The organism is Thauera aminoaromatica, from assembly GCF_000021765.1.
GTDB classification, from domain to species: domain Bacteria; phylum Pseudomonadota; class Gammaproteobacteria; order Burkholderiales; family Rhodocyclaceae; genus Thauera; species Thauera aminoaromatica.
Genome location: NC_011662.2, coordinates 1,801,873 through 1,818,085 on the forward strand (window position 1 = coordinate 1,801,873; position 16,213 = coordinate 1,818,085).

Here is a 16,213-nt window from a genome sequence, read left to right on the forward strand (position 1 = left end):
GACCCGCGCCGTAATCGCGACTTGCGTCGCTCCTACGAAACCGGCGCCGCGAAGACCGCCGCGCTTGCGGAGCCGCGCCGTAATCGCGACTTGCGTCGCTCCTACGGAACTGGCGCCACGAAGACCGCCGCGCTTGCGGAGCCGCGCCGTAATCGCGACTTGCGTCGCTCCTACGAACCCGGCGCCGCGAAGACCGCCGCGCTTGCGGAGCCGCGCCGTGATCGCGACTTGCGTCGCTCCTACGACACCGGCGCCGCGAAGACGGCCGCGCTGACGGAGCCGCGCCGTAATCGCGACTTGCGTCGCTCCTACGGAACCGGCGCCGCGAAGACCGCCGCGCTGACGGAGCCGCGCCGTGATCGCGACTTGCGTCGCTCCTACGAAACCGGCGCCACGAAGACCGCCGCGCTTGCGGAGCCGCGCCGTAGGAGCGACGCAAGTCGCGATCCACGGTGACGAACCGTCCACCGTGCCGGGCAAGGGCGCCGCGACTTCTGCGGCCCGCGCTAGAACACGCCGATCTGCCCGAACCACGCCGTCGCCGCGCTGGCGCCGAGGAAGACCGCGGCGTGGAAGGCGGCGATCCAGCGGTACTGGCGACCGATGCGCTCGGGGTCGAGGTCCGAGATCAGGTACAGGCGGCCGCCGCTCGGCGGGCGCATCAGGTGCAGCTCCGGCGCGGCGAGCGCCTCGGCCTGGCGCTGGCGCACCTCGCGACGCGCCTGGGCGCGGGCGAGCTCCCACTCGCGCAGGTCGATCTCGCCGTCGCCGTCGAGGTCGAAGCGCTGCAGCAGGGCGGGGCGGTCGGCCTTCCAGGCGGTGAGCAGCTCGCGCACCTCGGTCGTGGTGTCGGTGCGCACGTCGGCGCTGCCCAGGGTGGCGAAGTCGCCGATCACATAGAGCTTGTCGTGCTCGATCAGAGACCATTGCGTGTAGCGCAGATCGTCGCGCACGAACACGTCGCGTCGCCGCACCAGCATCTCCGCGCCCTCCGGGTCGACCACACAGCGCGCGCTGCCGTCGTCGAGCAGAAAGGAGGACGCGCTGGTGTCCGTGCTCACCACCCGCCACTCGCCGTTGCGCTGGCGGCGCTCGATGCGCAGGCGGTACCACAGCACCGGCAGCGCATTCACCGGCGACAGCAGCGGATCGCCGTCCAGCGGCGCGCCGCGGCCCCGCAGTTCGGTGTAGCCCTGCGCCGCCGAGACGATGCGCGCGGTCGGGGTGTCGGCGATCAGGCGCGCGTGGCGCAGCGCGCGCAGAGTGCCGAGCAGGCCGGTGCCGAGCAGCACCGCGAGCGCGGCCAGGCTGCCCGGGCCGGGGCCCAGGCGCAGTGCGAGTGCGATCGCGCCGAGCTGGATGGCCGGTAACGCGAGGTCTGCCCGCAGGTGGCGAAGGTGCACGAGCATGGTGGGGTACCGGGTGGTGTCGATCGCGGCGGGGCGAGCGGGCCTGCGTGCGCTGCGGCAAGATCGCCGACGGGCCCGGGGCCGGTTCCGCGCCGGTCCGGTTCGTCCGCGACGCCGATCGTGCGGCGCTCGCCACGCGCGCTCAGCTGCCGAACAGCGCCTTCAGATCGACATCCGCCTTCTCAGCGATGCTGAACTGCAGCAGCGGCTGCTCGCTGTAGCCGAGCGGGCGCGCGATCAGCAGGTCGGGGAACTGCTCGATGCGCACGTTGTGTACATTGACCGCCTCGTTGTACCACTCGCGGCGGTCGGCGATGGCGTTCTCGAGCGCGGTGATGCGGCTCTGCAGCTGCATGAAGTGCTCGTTGGCGCGCAGCTCGGGGTAGGCCTCGGCGACCGCGAAGATCTGCCCCAGCCCGCTGCGCAACAGCTGCTCGGCGGCACCGAGCGCGGGCACGTCGTGGGTCTCGCGCGCCTGGGCGACGCGCGCGCGCGCCTCGGTCACGCGCGCGAGCGTGTCCTGCTCGAACTGCTTGTACTGGCGGCACACCTCGACCAGCTTGGGGAGTTCGTCGTGGCGCTGCTTGAGCAGCACGTCGATGTTGGCCCAGGCCTTGGCGAGGTTGTGCTTGAGCTGCACCAGGCCGTTGTAGATCACCACGCCGTACACCAGCGTGAGGACGACGAGGCCGAGGAGGACTGCGCTGCCGATGCTCATTGCGGGGACTCCATTGCGAATGCGCGCATCTTATACTCGCGCCCTCGTGCCACGTGTTGCGCATGCCACGGTGGCGGCGAATCGCCTCCCTCGCAGCGGAAATTCCCATTTTGCTCTTCTCGTCTTCCTCCCTTCCCGTCTTCCTGCGCCGCCCCGCGGTCGTCATGGCCTGCGGCGCGCTGATCCTCACGCTGGCCATGGGCGTGCGCCACACCGGCGGCCTGTTCCTGCAGCCGATGACGCTCGACCACGGCTGGTCGCGCGAGCTGTTCTCCTTCTCGATCGCGCTGCAGAACCTGCTGTGGGGCGTGTTCCAGCCCTTCGCCGGCGCCTTCGCCGACCGCCACGGCGCCGGCCGCACCCTGGTGGGCGGGGCGCTGCTCTACATCCTGGGCCTGGTGATCATGGCTCACGCCGACAGCGCGCTCGGCCTCAACCTCGGCGCCGGCCTGCTGATCGGCATGGGCCTCTCGGGCACCACCTTCAGCGTGGTGCTGGGCGTGATCGGGCGCATGGCCGCGCCGGAGAAGCGCAGCCTCGCGCTCGGCATCGCCTCGGCCGGCGGCAGCTTCGGCCAGTTCGCGGTGCTGCCGGTGGGACAGGGGCTGATCACCGCCTTCGGCTGGCAGGACGCGCTGCTGTGGATGGCGGTGGGCATCGCCTTCATCATCCCGCTCGCCGCCGCGGTCACCGGCACCAGCGAGCGCGGCGGCGGTGTCGAACAGTCGCTGCGCCAGGCGCTCGCCGAGGCGATGCGCACGCCGAGCTTCCACTTCCTGTTCTGGAGCTTCTTCGTGTGCGGCTTCCAGACCGCCTTCGTCATGCTGCATCTGCCCGCCTACGTGGTCGACATGGGTCTGTCGGCCAACATCGGCATGAGCGCGGTGGCGATGATCGGGCTGTTCAACATCTTCGGCTCCTTCCTGTCGGGCTGGCTGGGCGGCCTCTACAGCAAGAAGTGGCTGCTGGCGTGGATCTACGCGTTGCGTATCGTGGCCATCCTGGCGCTGATGCTGTTCCCGCTCAGCCCGCTCACGCTCTACGTCTTCGCCGCGGTGATGGGCCTGCTGTGGCTGGGCACGGTGCCGCTCACCAGCGGCCTGGTCGGCCACATCTTCGGCCTGCGCTACGTCGGCATGCTGTACGGCATCGTCTTCCTCGGCCACCAGATCGGCGGCTTCCTGGGGGCCTGGCTGGGCGGGCGCATCTTCGACCTCAGCGGCTCGTACGAGATGGCGTGGTGGCTGTCGATCGCGCTCTCGGTGATGGCGGCGGCGCTGTCGCTGCCGGTGCGCGAGGCGCCGCTCGCAAGGCTGGCGGCGCGATGAGGAAGGGCCTGCTGCGGCTGGCGCTCGTCGTGCTGGGGGCGCTCGCGCTCGGCCTGCTCTTCGCCGCCTACCAGCAGCCGGCGCTGCTGCTCGATTTCGGCAACCTGATCCTGCTGTGCGGGTGAGCGTCTGGACGGCTGCAGTCGCGACTCGCGTCGCTCCTACGGCGCGCCGAACCGCCTCGACCGCCCCCGAAGCCGCGCCGCCTTTCGCAGGAGCGACGCGAGTCGAGATTACTTTTCGCAGGAGCGACGCGAGTCGAGATTACGGCCCACGAGCCAGCACCGTCCGCTCATCCCGGCCCTCCCGCCCGATCGCGACTCGCGTCGCTACGGCGCGCCGCGGTGGTGTCGGGCGGGCGGCGATCGCGACTTGCGTCGCTCCGGGTCGCCGCGGTGGTTTCGGCAGGTTTCGGCGCCGCGGCGGTTTTCGTAGGAGCGACGCAAGTCGCGATTCCGGCAGCGGACGTGCTGCGGCGCGCATCCGCTGTCGATCGGGTCGGTCCATCACCACAGTGCCGCTGCGGGCGCCGCCGGGGTCCTGCAAGCGTCACTCCCGGCGCGCCGAACCCGCCCTGCGCATTCACTCCGGCGGCACGTCCGGCAGCAGGCGGGCGCGCAGCTCGGAGGGAACCCCCAGGCGCTGCAGCAGGCTCTCGCGGGGCTGGTGCAGCAGCGCTTCGAGCTCGGCGAGATCGCCCACCAGCGCCGGATGGGTCCATCCGCGCGCCTGGTGGCGGGCGAAGCGGGCGGCCAGCGTGATCGTGCGCACGCGCGGGTTGTCGGCGTGACCGCTGTCGAGCAGCCCGGCGAGCAGCTCCGGCAGCCGCCAGGCGTCGATCAATGCGTTCTGGAGCTCCGCTGCGCTGATGCCGAACACCTCGCGCTGCACCTCCGCCGCCGAGCGCGCGGGTTCGGCCTGCCGGCGTGCGATCGCCTCCAGGGTGAGCGTGGGGGCGTGGATCGCGCACACGATCTCCGTGGCCTCGCGCAGCAGGGTGGCGACGGTGATCTCCTGCACCTCGTGATCGCGCCGCATCGTCGCGAACTCGCGCGCGAGCGTGGCTGCCCGGCGTGCGCGCGCGATCAGCTTGAGCGCCACGACGAGCGCCTTCGGGTGCGCCGCGAGGGTGTCTTCCACCGTGGGAAGATCGCAGAAGGTGGCGAAGAACGGCTCCACGCCCAGCATCAGCACCGCGCGCTCGATGGTGGTGATGTCGTGGTTCTGCGAGGCGCGCCGGTTCGCCTCGAGATGCGTGAGCAGGCGCAAGGTCATCAGCGGATCGGCCAGCACCACCGCGGCGATCTCGCGTGCGCCCGGCGCAGGATCCGCGCTGCGCAGTTCCTCGAAGGCGCGTACGGTGTGGCGCAGGACGGGCAGTCCGGCGCGGGTGAAGGCGTCGATGTAGGCTGCGGAGGAGGGCAGGGGGCTGGGCAGCAGGGGCATGTTCGCGGTCTCTGGCGCGGTCGGGGTGGCGGTGGTGCGGCGCATGGAATCAAACCGGGATGACGGCCGCCGCGGCACAAACTTGAGGCGAGCGCGCCGTGTTCGGGCAGATTCGCAGTTGCGGCTATAATTATGAATCAACGCAGCCTCCAGGCTGGCCGCCACATCGACAGGAGACTTCCGCATGAATCCCTTCAAGGCCTTCGTGATCGACCAGGACGAGAACCGCAAGGTGGTCGGCGGCATGCGCACGATGAGCGCCGACCAGCTCGATGCGGGCGAGGTGACGATCCGCGTCCACTACTCCAGCATCAACTACAAGGACGCGCTCGCTGCGACCGGCGCCGGCAAGATCATCCGTCGCTTCCCCTGCGTCGGCGGCATCGACCTGTGCGGCGAAGTGGTCGACAGCGCCGATGCGCGCTTCAGGCCGGGCGACAAGGTGATCGCCACCAGCTTCGACATCGGGGTCGCCCACCATGGCGGCTATGCCGAGTACGCGCGCGTGCCGGCGGGCTGGGTCGTGCCCTTGCCGGCGGGGCTCGATCTCTTCGAGGCGATGGCGCTGGGCACCGCGGGCTTCACCGCCGCGCTCGGCATCGTGCGCATGGAGGACAACGGCCTCGCCCCGGCCAACGGGCCGGTGGTGGTCACCGGCGCCACGGGTGGCGTCGGCGCGCTGGCCATCGACATGCTGGCGCAGCTCGGTTACCACGTGGTCGCGCTCACCGGCAAGGATGCCGAGGCCGACTACCTGAAGATGCTCGGCGCGGCGGAGATCCTGCCGCGCTCCTCCATCGACTTCGACAAGGTGCGACCGCTCGAGGCGGCGCGCTGGGCCGGCGCGGTGGATAACGTCGGCGGGCAGATCCTGCACTGGGTGCTGGCGACCATGAAGCAGGCCGGCACGGTGGCGAGCATCGGCAACGCGGCGAGCTTCAACGTCGATACCACGGTGTTCCCGCTCATCCTGCGCGGGGTGAGCCTGCTCGGGGTGGATTCGGGCTACATGGGCTTCCCGACCCGGCAGCGCGTTTGGGAGCGCCTGGCCACCGACCTCAAGCCGCGCCACCTCGCCGCGATCACGCGCACGATCGACTTCGACGCGTTGCCGGGCGCCTTCGACGACTTCATCCACGGCCGCGTCAAGGGGCGCACCGTCGTGCGCATCGGCGCCTGAGCCGACGAACGCCATGGACCCGGGCGCGCTGACGACGGACGGGGACGGCAGGCTGCCGCGCATCCTCGTCGTGGACGACTCGCGCATGGTGCGCGCGTCCATCGTCAAGCACATCCGCGGTCGTTTCGAGGCGCGCGAGGAGCCCGACGGCGAGGCCGCCTGGGAGGCGCTGCTGGTCGATCCGGCGATCGAGATCGTGCTCACCGACATCGGCATGCCGCGCCTGGACGGCTACGGCCTGCTCGGGCGCCTGCGTGCCTCGAAGCTGCCGCGGGTGCGCGACCTGCCGGTGGTGATCATCTCCGGCGACGAGGACGAGTCCGCGCGCGCGCGCGCGCTCGCCCTCGGCGCCAACGGCTTCGTCACCAAGGGCACGGGCGGAGTCGAGCTGCTCGCCACGTTGATGTCGCTGCTGCGCCTGTCCAAGGCGCAGGGCGAACTCGAGCGCAGCCGCGCTGCGCTCGAGCGCCAGAGCCCGGTCGACCCCGAGTCGGGCCTGGCGACCGAGGCCTACCTCGAGCATCACGGCGCCCAGGCCGTGGCCGAGGCGCGCCGGCGCCAGGCCGACATCGGCGCGATGGTGATCGAGATCGACCAGTTCGACGAGCTCGCCACGCGCTACGGCGTGCAGGTGGTGCAGCTCATCCTGCGCAAGCTCGGCAAGCTGGTGAGCGGGCGCATCCGCGCCGAGGACACCTTGTCGCAGCACGGCCAAGCCTGCTTCGCGCTGCTGTCGCCGGGCATCGACCGCGTGTCCACCTGCGCCTTCGCGCTGCGCCTGCGCGCCAGCGTCGAGAAGCTGGTGATGGCCTACCGCGACGAGCGCATCCGCGTGACCCTGAGCATCGGCGTCGCCAGCGCGGTCACCGACGGTCGCGAGGCCATCGGCGCGCTGCTAACGCTCGCCCAGGAGCGCGCCACGCAGGCGCACACGGCGGGTGGCAACCGCGTCGTCGCCGAGGGCGGCGAGGTCGACCCGGCGGCGATCGAACGCGAGCTTGCGCGCGTCCCCAGCGTCGATGGCGCGCTGCGCCTGCTGCGCGCCGGCGCGCGTGACGAGGTGGCCGGGCAGTTGCCCGAGCTCGTCGGGGCGCTGCTGCCGCTGCTCGAATTGCTAGAATCCAGGCTTCAATCCGGATTACCGCTCGCAAGACTCCGCGAGTTCCACGACAAGGGCGGGGGCGGATGAGTGGAGGGCGGCCGCACCCGCAGGCCGTCCCCAACAGGTGTGCCCGCGGGCTTCGCTGCGCTGTCCCGGCGCCGCGCTGCCGGTGGCACGTCGAGTTCGACAACACGATCATTGAAGGCAGAAGGGAGAGGAAGCAATGACCGATTACCAGCAGTTCCACCGCCGTTCCATCGAAGACCGCGACGGCTTTTGGGCCGAGCAGGCGCAGCTCGTGCACTGGAACAAGCCCGCGGAGAAGATCTGCGACTATTCCAAGCCGCCGTTCGTCAAGTGGTTCAAGGGTGGCGAGACCAACCTGTGCTACAACGCCGTCGATCGCCACGCCGCCGCGCGCCCGAACGACCGTGCGCTGGTGTATATCTCGACCGAGACCGACGAGGAGAAGGTCTATTCCTTCGCGGAGCTGCAGCGCGAGGTCGAGCGCATGGCGGCGATCTACCAGGAGCTCGGCGTCAAGCGCGGCGATCGCGTGCTGATCTACATGCCGATGATCGCCGAGGCCGCGTTTGCCATGCTGGCCTGCGCGCGCATCGGCGCGATCCACTCGGTGGTGTTCGGCGGTTTCGCGGCCGGCTCGCTCGCCACCCGCATCGACGACGCCAAGCCGGTGCTGATGGTCAGCTCGGATGCCGGCATGCGCAACGGCAAGCCGGTGCCCTACAAGCACCTGGTGGATGAAGCCTGCAAGCTCGCCGAATTCCCGCCCGCCAAGGTGCTGATCGTCGATCGCGGCCTGGACAAGGGCTTCCCCAAGGTGGAAGGCCGTGACGTCGACTACGCCGAGCTGCGTGCCAGGCACCTGGACGCCAAGGTCCCGGTCGTGTGGCTCGAGTCCTCCGAGCCGAGCTACATCCTGTACACCTCCGGCACCACCGGCAAGCCCAAGGGCGTGCAGCGCGACACCGGCGGCTACACCGTGGCCCTGACCGCGTCGATGAAGCACATCTTCACCGGCGGCGCGGGCGAGACCATGTTCTCGACCTCGGACATCGGCTGGGTGGTCGGCCACAGCTACATCATCTACGGCCCGCTGCTCGCGGGCATGGCCACGATCATGTACGAGGGCACGCCGTTGCGCCCCGACGCCGGCATCTGGTGGCAGATCGTCGAGAAGTACAAGGTCACGGTGATGTTCTCCGCGCCCACCGCGGTGCGCGTGCTCAAGAAGCAGGACCCGGCCTTCCTCAAGAAGTACGACCTGTCCTCGCTCAAGCACCTGTTCCTCGCCGGCGAGCCGCTCGACGAGACCAGCCACCAGTGGATCATGGAAGAGCTCGGCATCCCGGTCATCGACAATTACTGGCAGACCGAGACCGGCTGGCCGATGCTCGCCATCTGCCGCGGCGTGGAAGACAGCCCGATCAAGCTCGGCTCGCCCGCCTTCCCGGTCTATGGCTACGACCTGCGCATCTTCCGCGAGGACGGCACCGAGTGCGGCGCCAACGAGAAAGGCATCGTCGGCATCGTGCCGCCGCTGCCGCCGGGCTGCCTGTCCACCGTGTGGGGCCAGGACGAGCGCTTCGTCAGCACCTACTTCAGCCTGTTCACCGAGCCGGTGGTGTATTCCTCGTCCGACTGGGGCATCAAGGACGACAAGGGCTACTACACCATCCTCGGCCGCATGGACGACGTGATCAACGTCGCCGGCCACCGTCTCGGCACCCGCGAGATCGAGGAAGCGGTGCAGACCCACCCGGCGATCGCCGAGGTGGCGGTGGTGGGCGTGGCCGACGAGCTCAAGGGCCAGATGCCGATGGCCTTCGCGGTGGTCAAGAACGCCGCCGACGTCGACACCCCCGAGAAGCGCGCCGTGCTCGAGAAGGAGGTCATGAAGAAGGTCGACGAGAGCCTCGGCGCGATCGCGCGTCCGGCTCGGGTGCACTTCATCGGCGGCCTGCCCAAGACGCGCTCGGGCAAGATGCTGCGGCGCTCGATCCAGGCGCTGGCCGAGGGGCGCGACGCCGGCGACCTGACCACGATCGACGATCCGAGCACGCTCGAGCAGATCAAGGCGGCCTTGAAGAGCTGAGCCGGCCGGCACCCGGCGCTGCGTACGCGATCGGGGGCACATCTTTCGGTAACGGGGGCATCGATGCCCCCGTTTTTTTGTGGTGGCGGTGGAAGGTGGCGCGGGCGTTCGCGAGGCGATGTGTCGGAAATTTTTAGGTAGTGTTCTGATCAGTGTGCAAAAGCCCGAACGGGCTTGCAGAGAGGGGTGGTCATGGTAAGAGGTTGATTGTGCAGATCGACCTTGATCCCTGAGGAGGGCAAACCATGACCACGAGCAAGGGTAATACGGTGTCGTTGTCGGCGAAAGAGTGGGTGTCGGGCGACCGTGACCTGATGAAGTCGCTGATGAAGGAAGGTAAGCGCTCCACGAATCCCATCCTTCCCGGGCTCTTTACGCCGTGATCAACTGCTCAGCCTTGAGATTCCAGGGCAGGAGGGCCTCGAAATGTTCGACGTTGGTCGCGGTGGGCAAGGCGCGCAGCACGTGGCGCAGCCACAGATACGGCTCGAAGCCGTTGGCCTTGGCGGTTTCGACCAGCGAGTAGAGGAGTGCGCTGGCACGCGCACCGGCCTGAGTGTCCGAGAAGAGCCATGCCTTTCTCCCGACCACGAAGGGACGGATGGCGTTTTCGGCGGGGTTGTTGTCGATCGGCAGATCGCCGCGCTCGAGGTAGCGCGTCAGACGCGGCCACTGCCGATGCAGGTAGCCCAGGGCACCCCCGAGCACCGAGGTGGGCGGCACGGTGGGGAGCACTTGGTCGAGCCAACGGCGCAGTTCGTCGATGACGGCGCGGCTTCTGCTCTGGCGTAGCGCCAGGCGCTGGGCGTCGTTCAGTTCGCGCGCGTCCTTCTCGATGGCGTAGAGCTTGCCGATCAGGGCCAGCGCTTCGTGGGCGCGGCCGCGCTTGCCGGCAGGCAGCACCTTGCTGGCATCGACGAAACGACGTCGCGCGTGCACCCAGCAACCGAGCCGGGTCACCCCTTCGGTGAAGGCAATTGCGCCGTAGCTCTCGAGCCCGTCGGCCATCAGATGCCCCTTCCAGCCTTCGAGCAGGCGTAAGGGCACCGCCTGCGCGCGGCTCGGATCGTACTCGAAGAGGACCACCGGCTTGCCCGGCGGTCCGCCGCGCTGCACCCACATCTGGCTCTTGCTCGTGGCTGCCCGGCCAGGCTCCTTGAGCACCTGCACCGGGGTTTCGTCCATGTGGATGACGTCGTGCCCGAGCAGCACGTCGCGCATCAGGTTGGCGAGCGGCTGCAGCGCCTGGGCGGTACCGATCACCCAGCGCGCCAGGGTCTGGCGCGGCACAAGCACGCCTGCGCGAGCGAGCACGTACTCGAAACGCGCCAGCGGCAGCCCATCGACGTACTTGATGACGATCAGCAAGGCCAGCAGGTCGTTGCTGGCGTTGCTCTTGGGCAGCACCTGCGCCGGGGCGCGGGCGGTGACCGGCGCCTGGTCGCCCTCGGGGCAGCCGTAGCGCTTGCGGATATGGCGCAGCACACGCACCTGCATCGGGACGATGTCGAGCTGTTCGCTGACGTCCTGGCCGATCTCGACCATGGGCGTGCCGCAGGCGCAGGTGCGCTCGGCCTCGGGGACGTCATGGACGACGTCGATGCGCGGCAGCTCGATGGGCAAGGGCTTGCGCTTGCCGCGCGCCTTCTTCTTGCCGGTGTCGGCGGACGCCTCACCCGTCGTCTCGGTGGCCGGCGGCGGCAAGGTTGCGGTGTCGAGCGCCTCGGGTGCGGACTCGGCCAGCGCCTCGGCCTCGTCGAAGAGCCAGGCCTGGCCCGCGTGCGATTCGCTGCTGGGCCCGAACATGCGCCGACGCGCCAGGCGAAGCTGCTCGTAGAGCTCGAGGATGCGTGCCTCGAAGGCCTTTTGCAGTTCGGCCTCCCGCGCATCGAAGGCTCTTTGGCGTTCAGCCTCCCGCGCATCGAAGACTTTCTGGAGTGCGGCCTCACGGGCCTCGAAGGCTGCCTGCCGTTCGGCTTCACGCGTCTCGAAGGCACGCTGCTGTGCCAGCAACAAGGCTTTGAGCGTTGCTGGATCGTCGGGCAACAGCTCGGCCAGGACGGATGCGCACACGCCAACGGAAGGGTTCGAGCGAGGGGCGGCGGTACGTTGCGGCATGCCGGAATTATACCCGATCACGCTACGTAACTGATTGGTATTGCAGCGTTTTATGCGGCCTTGCCGCCCACAGATCGAAGCCCTCAAGCAGCCATTCGAGCTCCTTCATCGTCAGTACGCAGGTGGGCTCGCCCGCCTCGGCCGCCGGCCAGGCGAAGCGCTCGGCTTCGAGCCGCTTGTACCAGAGGCAAAAGCCGTTGCGGTGCCAGTACAGCGCCTTGAGCTTGTCGCGGCGACGGTTGATGAACAGGTACAGTGCGTCGCCGAACGGGTTCAGCCCCAGCTCCTGCTCGACCAGTGCCGACAGTCCGCCGATGGATTTGCGAAAGTCGATCGCCGGCCGGTACAGATACACCGCACCGATCGAATGCCCCGGGTGCATCAGCGCCCCCGCTCGGCAAGGGCCACCGACAGCGCGGCCAGCCAGTCGACGCCGGGCAGCATCGCGCATTCGAGCCGCAACTGCGCGTCGATCACCACCGTGCAGCCCGCGCGGGGCGTCATCGAGGGTTCGATCTGGATCGGGACGAATCCGCCAAGCTTGGCGCGGCTACGACGGCCACCGGCCACCAGGCGCTTGCGCCACTGGTAGAGCGCCTGCGGCGACAGCCCCTCGCGCTCGGCGTACGCCTTCGTGGTGATGCCCTCGGCTTCGATTGCCGACAGGTGCGACAACCAGAACGTACTGCGCTCCGACATGCTCGTGCTCCCCGAAAAACGGAAGCCGAAGCATGAGGGCTCAACGGGGGCTACGTAAGGATGGGGTTCGTGGAGCGCTTACACAACAACGACACCAACAGCGACCAGAACCTCGCGATCTGGGCCAAGCTCTGGCTGACCGACAGCGGTGGCGGTCTTTATGGTCGCTATCTGTATCTGAGCAACGAAATGCGCAATTACGGCACCTTGGTGCCAGCCCAGCTTAACGGCAACGCGACGGTTTACAATCCCACGCCGAACAATCTGGTCCAGCCCGGCTTGTCAGCCGTTGCCGGCCTCCCGACCGACTACGTGCTGTCGGGCGGAGAGGTTTGTCTGGACACCGACGTGGCTGGAAATCCAGTCGTCAGTTGCGCCAGCGCTGCGGCAGACGAAACCTTCAACCACAACCTCGGGGCCAATCAGGTCGCGTACGTGGGCGAGGTGCCGCTGCTCAACCAGTACCTGACCGAGATTGCCGCCTTGCCCAATGTGAACCTGGCCGATTACAGCATGCACCTCGAGCTGTGGCTGGGTTGCGATCCGCGGATCGCCCAGGTGACCTGCAACAATCTCCAGATCGACAACGGCTTCGAGCAGCTCTTCCTGGCCTCGTCGAAGGCGAACTTCAACAATGTTCCCGAGCCGGGCTCGCTCGCCCTGTTGGGTCTGGGCTTCCTGGGGATCGGCCTGCAGATGCGTCGCAGAATCTTCGCGTGATCGATCGGCAGCCGGTGCGCGCGGTGCGTACGCGATGAAAACAAGAACCGGAGGGCGATGCCCTCCGGTTTTTTTATGGTCTCTTTTGCCGCCCTCGCTCGGCTTGGAGCGCGTCATCCGCCGTTACTGCGCTCGATGTCCTCGCGCACGGCACGCCAGATCGGCTTGAGCAGCATGCGCATGTCCGAGATGATGCTGCCGACGTCCATCACCGACGGGATACGGGTGCCGCGATGCTCGACGGGTGAGCCGATCTGCCGGATCTCGACGCCGAGGCGGGCGAAATGGGTGGCCAGCCGTGGCTCGGTGAGGACGAACAAGGTATCGATGCCGTTGCGTTCGGCCAGCGCCACCGCCCCGAGGTAGAGCGCAATGGGGATGTAGGGAAAGCGTGGCTGGTCGCCGGTCCCGAAATCTTCCTCGTGGATCAGCCGTGAATCCGAATCGGTCTTCCGCCGGCGATAGGTCGAGCGCACGGCGAGGCGAGACACTTCTGCGATGCGCTCGCGCGGCAGGCATGCGGGGTCGATGATCGAACGGTCGAGCGAGGTCGCGCAGGTGCGTTCGAAGGGCAGGGGCTGGTTGCGATCGTCGGGATGGGTGAGCACCAAGCGCGCGCATCCGACTGGGGGCTGTGGGTCGTTCCGGCTGCGCAGCAGGCAATGCACGCTGTGTTCGTCGTATTCGTCGCGCTCCCGACCGTCAGGACGGAGCGCCTCGAAGCCGAGGTCTTTGCAGTAGACCTCATGCCGGATTCCGAACACCTCGTCGCGCAAGGCTTCGGTGTTTGCGGCGTGGATGCTGAAGTACTTTCGGTAGCCGTGACCGAGGTTGAAGCGATCGAGGAAGCTCATGGTCAATTTCCGTTACGGAGCAGGCTGACGACCGGAATGCGGGAGATCCGCCGTGCCGGAAGCAAGGCTGCGAGCGCGGTGGCGAGGAGGCCGATCATGAACGCGGAGGCGATTGTCGCCGGTACGATCCGGATCATGGCGGTGTAGCCCACGTTCGAGTTGGGCGGCGGCGGCATCGGGATGCCGACGGCGGACACCGCAAGTGCGATGCCCAGCGCGATCAGCGTGCCGAGGGCGGCGCCAATCAATCCGAGGAGGATGTTCTCGATCAGGATCAGACGAAAGATGCTGGCATTCCGGTTGCCGAGCGCCAGCAGGGTGCCGAATTCGGACAGGCGCTCGAAGGCTGTCATATTGACGCTGTTCGCGACCGACAGCAGCACCATCACCAGGATGATGGCCTGCAGCACGCCGAACTGGCGTTCGTACAAGGCCAGCGTCTTTTCGTAGAAATCCGAAAGCATGCGCCAGTGCCGGGCCTCGAGCTCGCTGCCGGCGACCGCCTGCGCGATGCGGGCGTGGGCGAGGTCGGTGTCCTCGGTGCGGTGAAGGGTCGCGACCAGCAGATTGGCGCCGTCGGTGAAGAGCAACTCCTGCGCCGCGCCGAGCGGTATGCGGAGCGCGCGCGCGTCGAACTCCTTGGAGAAGCTCTGGAAGATGCCGACGATCTCGAAGTCGAGCATGTTCATCGCGCCCTCGGCCGTGCTCAGGACGAGGTTCACCCGATCGCCCACCGCGAGGCTCAGCGAGTGGGCGACGCCCTGGCCGACGACCATCGCGAACACGTCGTCCTCGCGTAGCGCGCGGCCCGACAGGATCTGGAGGAAACTGCCGAGTCGTGCCTCCTTGCCGGGCTCGATGCCCTCGCCGACGATGCCGAGGTCGCGCTTGCCGTTGTTCAGCAGCCCGGCGAAGCTCAGGCGCAGCGCGACCTCGTCGACCTCGGGGAGGGCCTCGATTCTCGTTGCGGTTTCGCGCGGGCGTTCGATCAGGAATCGTTCGGGCTGGCGCGTGCCGCGTTCGATGAAGCCCTGGCGGAAGACCTGCACGTGGCCGGTTTGCGAATGGATGATCGCCTCGCCGAGTTGGAGGAAGATGTCCTGGATGAATCCGCCCGACACGATCAGGCCCGCCACGCCGAACACGATCGCGGCAAGCGTCATCGCGCTGCGGACCTTCTGCCGCAGCAGGTTGCGCAGGGCCAGTCTGACGATCATCGGCTCACCTCTGGTGACGCAGCGCGTCGACGATGTTCATCCGCGACGCCCGCAGCGCCGGCATGACGCTCGCCAGCAGCGTGGTCAGGAAGGCCAGTACGAAGGCATCGAGTGCGAGCGCAGGCGACACCGAGATGCGCCCGGTGAAGCCGATGTCCATGCCCGGCGGAGGCGGCATCGGGATGCCAACGTACGAAATGACAAGCGCCAGTAGGCTGCCCAGGGTGACGCCGAGAACGCCGCCGAGCACGCCGAGCAGGGCGCCTTCGGTGATGAACATGGCGAGCACGCCACGTCGGCGGGTGCCGAGCGCCATCACCGTGCCGATCTCGCTGGTGCGCTCGAACACCGCCATGGACAACGTGTTAGAGATGCTCAGCACCACGATAAAGGCGATCAGCAGCCGCACGACCCCCACTTGGCGGGTGAACAGTTCGACCGTCTTGTTGTAAAAGTCGGCGAGATCGTGCCAGGGAATGACTTCGAAGGATTCGGCGGCGAGTCCAGCGCGCAGGCTTGCCACTGCCGACGCCGTGCCGTCGGTGTCCTCGAGCAGCACCACCCAACTCGTCGCGCCATCCACCCCCATCAGCTTGCGGGCGACCTCGATCGGCACCCGCAGCGCGGCGTCGTCGTAGGCCTTCGCGGTGGTGGCGAACAGGCCGGCGACCTCGAGTTCGACCGCGCCCAGTCCGCCGGACGCGCCCGTCGCCAGCAGCACGATGCGGTCCCCCGGTTCGACGCCCACGTTGGCGGCAAGCCCGGCCCCGATGATGGCCGCCTGTTCGTCGGCGACCTGCAGGTTGCGACCCCGCACGATCCGGATCGAACGCATGATCGCCGTCTCCCGCACAGGATCGATGCCCTCGCCCATGAAGCTCACCGTCGTGTCGCCACTCGACAGCAGACCGTTGAATGCCAGACGCGGTGAAACCGTGCGCAGCCCCCTGAGCGAAAGTGCCTCTACGGCCGAGGTGCCGGGCGGCAGCAGATAGCGGTAGGGATCGCCGAGCCCCTCGCGGAAATAGCCCGGGCGGATGATCTGGGCATGGCCGAGCTGCGAGTGGATCGTCGCCTCGCGCATGTTGCCGAGCAACCAGTGGATGAAGCCGCCAGCCAGCAGGAAGGTGATCACCCCACCGCTGATGATCGCGAGCGCGAGCAACGCACGCCGACGCTGCCTGAAGAGGTTGCGGGCGGCCAAGGAAAAGGCCAGTCGGAGCCGGCCGACGGCGATCTGCTGCATGTGGGCATTATCCCCCGGGAAGCTCGCGCTATGATAGCGCCCCGTACAGCCCTTACGAAG

The 16,213-nt window shown here is 68.3% G+C and carries 17 protein-coding genes; 8 read left to right on the forward strand and 9 right to left on the reverse strand.

Annotated elements, in window-relative coordinates:
- The first annotated feature begins 21 nt into the window (after positions 1-21).
- Positions 22-456 (forward strand): hypothetical protein, encoded by a 435-nt coding sequence (locus TMZ1T_RS07940; protein ID WP_012585100.1) that lies wholly within the window; start codon positions 22-24, stop codon positions 454-456.
- A 50-nt stretch (positions 457-506) separates the two neighbouring features.
- On the opposite strand, the gene TMZ1T_RS07945 is transcribed toward TMZ1T_RS07940, so the two are convergent.
- Positions 507-1,409 (reverse strand): hypothetical protein, encoded by a 903-nt coding sequence (locus TMZ1T_RS07945; RefSeq protein ID WP_004308959.1) that lies wholly within the window; start codon positions 1,407-1,409, stop codon positions 507-509.
- A gap of 142 nt (positions 1,410-1,551) precedes the next feature.
- Positions 1,552-2,127, reverse strand: coding sequence for a LemA family protein (locus tag TMZ1T_RS07950; RefSeq protein WP_004308960.1), 576 nt, complete (start codon positions 2,125-2,127; stop codon positions 1,552-1,554).
- A gap of 110 nt (positions 2,128-2,237) precedes the next feature.
- Here TMZ1T_RS07950 and TMZ1T_RS07955 point away from each other — a divergent pair, with 110 nt between their 5' ends.
- A complete protein-coding gene (locus TMZ1T_RS07955; protein WP_004308961.1) occupies positions 2,238-3,455 on the forward strand; it encodes an MFS transporter in 1,218 nt (405 codons plus the stop codon).
- Positions 3,452-3,580: a hypothetical protein gene (locus TMZ1T_RS21550; protein ID WP_012585101.1), complete on the forward strand. Its 129-nt coding sequence runs from the start codon at positions 3,452-3,454 to the stop codon at positions 3,578-3,580. The genes TMZ1T_RS07955 and TMZ1T_RS21550 overlap by 4 nt, the downstream gene beginning before the upstream one ends.
- A gap of 457 nt (positions 3,581-4,037) precedes the next feature.
- Here TMZ1T_RS21550 and TMZ1T_RS07960 read toward each other — a convergent pair whose 3' ends face one another.
- Positions 4,038-4,901 carry an HDOD domain-containing protein gene (locus TMZ1T_RS07960; RefSeq protein WP_012585102.1) on the reverse strand — a complete coding sequence of 288 codons (864 nt, stop codon included), beginning with the start codon at positions 4,899-4,901 and terminating at the stop codon, positions 4,038-4,040.
- Positions 4,902-5,085: 184 nt separating this feature from the next.
- Here TMZ1T_RS07960 and TMZ1T_RS07965 point away from each other — a divergent pair, with 184 nt between their 5' ends.
- The 4 genes from TMZ1T_RS07965 to TMZ1T_RS21305 all read left to right on the forward strand — a co-directional run bounded on the left by TMZ1T_RS07965 (position 5,086) and on the right by TMZ1T_RS21305 (position 9,682).
- Positions 5,086-6,081 (forward strand): oxidoreductase, encoded by a 996-nt coding sequence (locus TMZ1T_RS07965; protein ID WP_004308963.1) that lies wholly within the window; start codon positions 5,086-5,088, stop codon positions 6,079-6,081.
- A gap of 13 nt (positions 6,082-6,094) precedes the next feature.
- Complete coding sequence (locus tag TMZ1T_RS07970; protein ID WP_012585103.1) at positions 6,095-7,270, forward strand: GGDEF domain-containing response regulator; 1,176 nt, start codon at positions 6,095-6,097, stop codon at positions 7,268-7,270.
- Positions 7,271-7,406: 136 nt separating this feature from the next.
- Positions 7,407-9,299 carry a propionate--CoA ligase gene (locus TMZ1T_RS07975; RefSeq protein ID WP_012585104.1) on the forward strand — a complete coding sequence of 631 codons (1,893 nt, stop codon included), beginning with the start codon at positions 7,407-7,409 and terminating at the stop codon, positions 9,297-9,299.
- Between the two features lie 245 nt (positions 9,300-9,544).
- Positions 9,545-9,682: a hypothetical protein gene (locus tag TMZ1T_RS21305; RefSeq protein ID WP_012585105.1), complete on the forward strand. Its 138-nt coding sequence runs from the start codon at positions 9,545-9,547 to the stop codon at positions 9,680-9,682.
- Here the strand turns inward: TMZ1T_RS21305 and tnpC are convergent.
- The 3 genes from tnpC to tnpA are packed head-to-tail and all read right to left on the reverse strand — an operon-like array spanning position 9,672 to position 12,116.
- A complete protein-coding gene (tnpC, locus tag TMZ1T_RS07980) occupies positions 9,672-11,417 on the reverse strand; it encodes an IS66 family transposase (RefSeq protein WP_012584783.1) in 1,746 nt (581 codons plus the stop codon). The genes TMZ1T_RS21305 and tnpC overlap by 11 nt on opposite strands.
- A gap of 22 nt (positions 11,418-11,439) precedes the next feature.
- Positions 11,440-11,799 carry an IS66 family insertion sequence element accessory protein TnpB gene (tnpB, locus tag TMZ1T_RS07985; protein WP_012584784.1) on the reverse strand — a complete coding sequence of 120 codons (360 nt, stop codon included), beginning with the start codon at positions 11,797-11,799 and terminating at the stop codon, positions 11,440-11,442.
- Complete coding sequence (gene tnpA, locus TMZ1T_RS07990; protein WP_012584785.1) at positions 11,799-12,116, reverse strand: IS66 family insertion sequence element accessory protein TnpA; 318 nt, start codon at positions 12,114-12,116, stop codon at positions 11,799-11,801. The genes tnpB and tnpA overlap by 1 nt, the downstream gene beginning before the upstream one ends.
- Before the next feature lie 69 nt (positions 12,117-12,185).
- Between tnpA and TMZ1T_RS07995 the strand changes: the two genes are divergently transcribed.
- Positions 12,186-12,836, forward strand: coding sequence for a PEP-CTERM sorting domain-containing protein (locus TMZ1T_RS07995; RefSeq protein WP_187283030.1), 651 nt, complete (start codon positions 12,186-12,188; stop codon positions 12,834-12,836).
- Positions 12,837-12,949: 113 nt separating this feature from the next.
- Here TMZ1T_RS07995 and TMZ1T_RS08000 read toward each other — a convergent pair whose 3' ends face one another.
- Genes TMZ1T_RS08000 through TMZ1T_RS08010 form a run of 3 tightly spaced genes read right to left on the reverse strand, consistent with a single transcriptional unit; the run spans position 12,950 to position 16,153 of the window.
- Entirely contained in the window at positions 12,950-13,690 is a 741-nt protein-coding gene (locus TMZ1T_RS08000) for a PEP-CTERM/exosortase system-associated acyltransferase (protein WP_012585107.1), read from the reverse strand.
- A 2-nt stretch (positions 13,691-13,692) separates the two neighbouring features.
- A complete protein-coding gene (locus tag TMZ1T_RS08005) occupies positions 13,693-14,907 on the reverse strand; it encodes an ABC transporter permease (RefSeq protein WP_012585108.1) in 1,215 nt (404 codons plus the stop codon).
- A gap of 4 nt (positions 14,908-14,911) precedes the next feature.
- A complete protein-coding gene (locus TMZ1T_RS08010; RefSeq protein WP_012585109.1) occupies positions 14,912-16,153 on the reverse strand; it encodes an ABC transporter permease in 1,242 nt (413 codons plus the stop codon).
- Positions 16,154-16,213 lie beyond the last annotated feature (60 nt).

Excerpts from the sequence above, each read along its gene's own strand:
- TMZ1T_RS07945 (WP_004308959.1), bottom strand. The coding sequence starts at position 1,409 with ATGCTCGTGCACCTTCGCCACCTGCGGGCAGACCTCGCGTTACCGGCC.
- TMZ1T_RS07950 (WP_004308960.1), bottom strand. The coding sequence starts at position 2,127 with ATGAGCATCGGCAGCGCAGTCCTCCTCGGCCTCGTCGTCCTCACGCTG.
- TMZ1T_RS21550 (WP_012585101.1), top strand. The coding sequence starts at position 3,452 with ATGAGGAAGGGCCTGCTGCGGCTGGCGCTCGTCGTGCTGGGGGCGCTC.
- TMZ1T_RS07960 (WP_012585102.1), bottom strand. The coding sequence starts at position 4,901 with ATGCCCCTGCTGCCCAGCCCCCTGCCCTCCTCCGCAGCCTACATCGAC.
- TMZ1T_RS07965 (WP_004308963.1), top strand. The coding sequence starts at position 5,086 with ATGAATCCCTTCAAGGCCTTCGTGATCGACCAGGACGAGAACCGCAAG.
- TMZ1T_RS07970 (WP_012585103.1), top strand. The coding sequence starts at position 6,095 with ATGGACCCGGGCGCGCTGACGACGGACGGGGACGGCAGGCTGCCGCGC.
- TMZ1T_RS07975 (WP_012585104.1), top strand. The coding sequence starts at position 7,407 with ATGACCGATTACCAGCAGTTCCACCGCCGTTCCATCGAAGACCGCGAC.
- TMZ1T_RS21305 (WP_012585105.1), top strand. The coding sequence starts at position 9,545 with ATGACCACGAGCAAGGGTAATACGGTGTCGTTGTCGGCGAAAGAGTGG.
- tnpC (WP_012584783.1), bottom strand. The coding sequence starts at position 11,417 with ATGCCGCAACGTACCGCCGCCCCTCGCTCGAACCCTTCCGTTGGCGTG.
- tnpB (WP_012584784.1), bottom strand. The coding sequence starts at position 11,799 with ATGCACCCGGGGCATTCGATCGGTGCGGTGTATCTGTACCGGCCGGCG.
- tnpA (WP_012584785.1), bottom strand. The coding sequence starts at position 12,116 with ATGTCGGAGCGCAGTACGTTCTGGTTGTCGCACCTGTCGGCAATCGAA.
- TMZ1T_RS08000 (WP_012585107.1), bottom strand. The coding sequence starts at position 13,690 with ATGAGCTTCCTCGATCGCTTCAACCTCGGTCACGGCTACCGAAAGTAC.
- TMZ1T_RS08005 (WP_012585108.1), bottom strand. The coding sequence starts at position 14,907 with ATGATCGTCAGACTGGCCCTGCGCAACCTGCTGCGGCAGAAGGTCCGC.
- TMZ1T_RS08010 (WP_012585109.1), bottom strand. The coding sequence starts at position 16,153 with ATGCAGCAGATCGCCGTCGGCCGGCTCCGACTGGCCTTTTCCTTGGCC.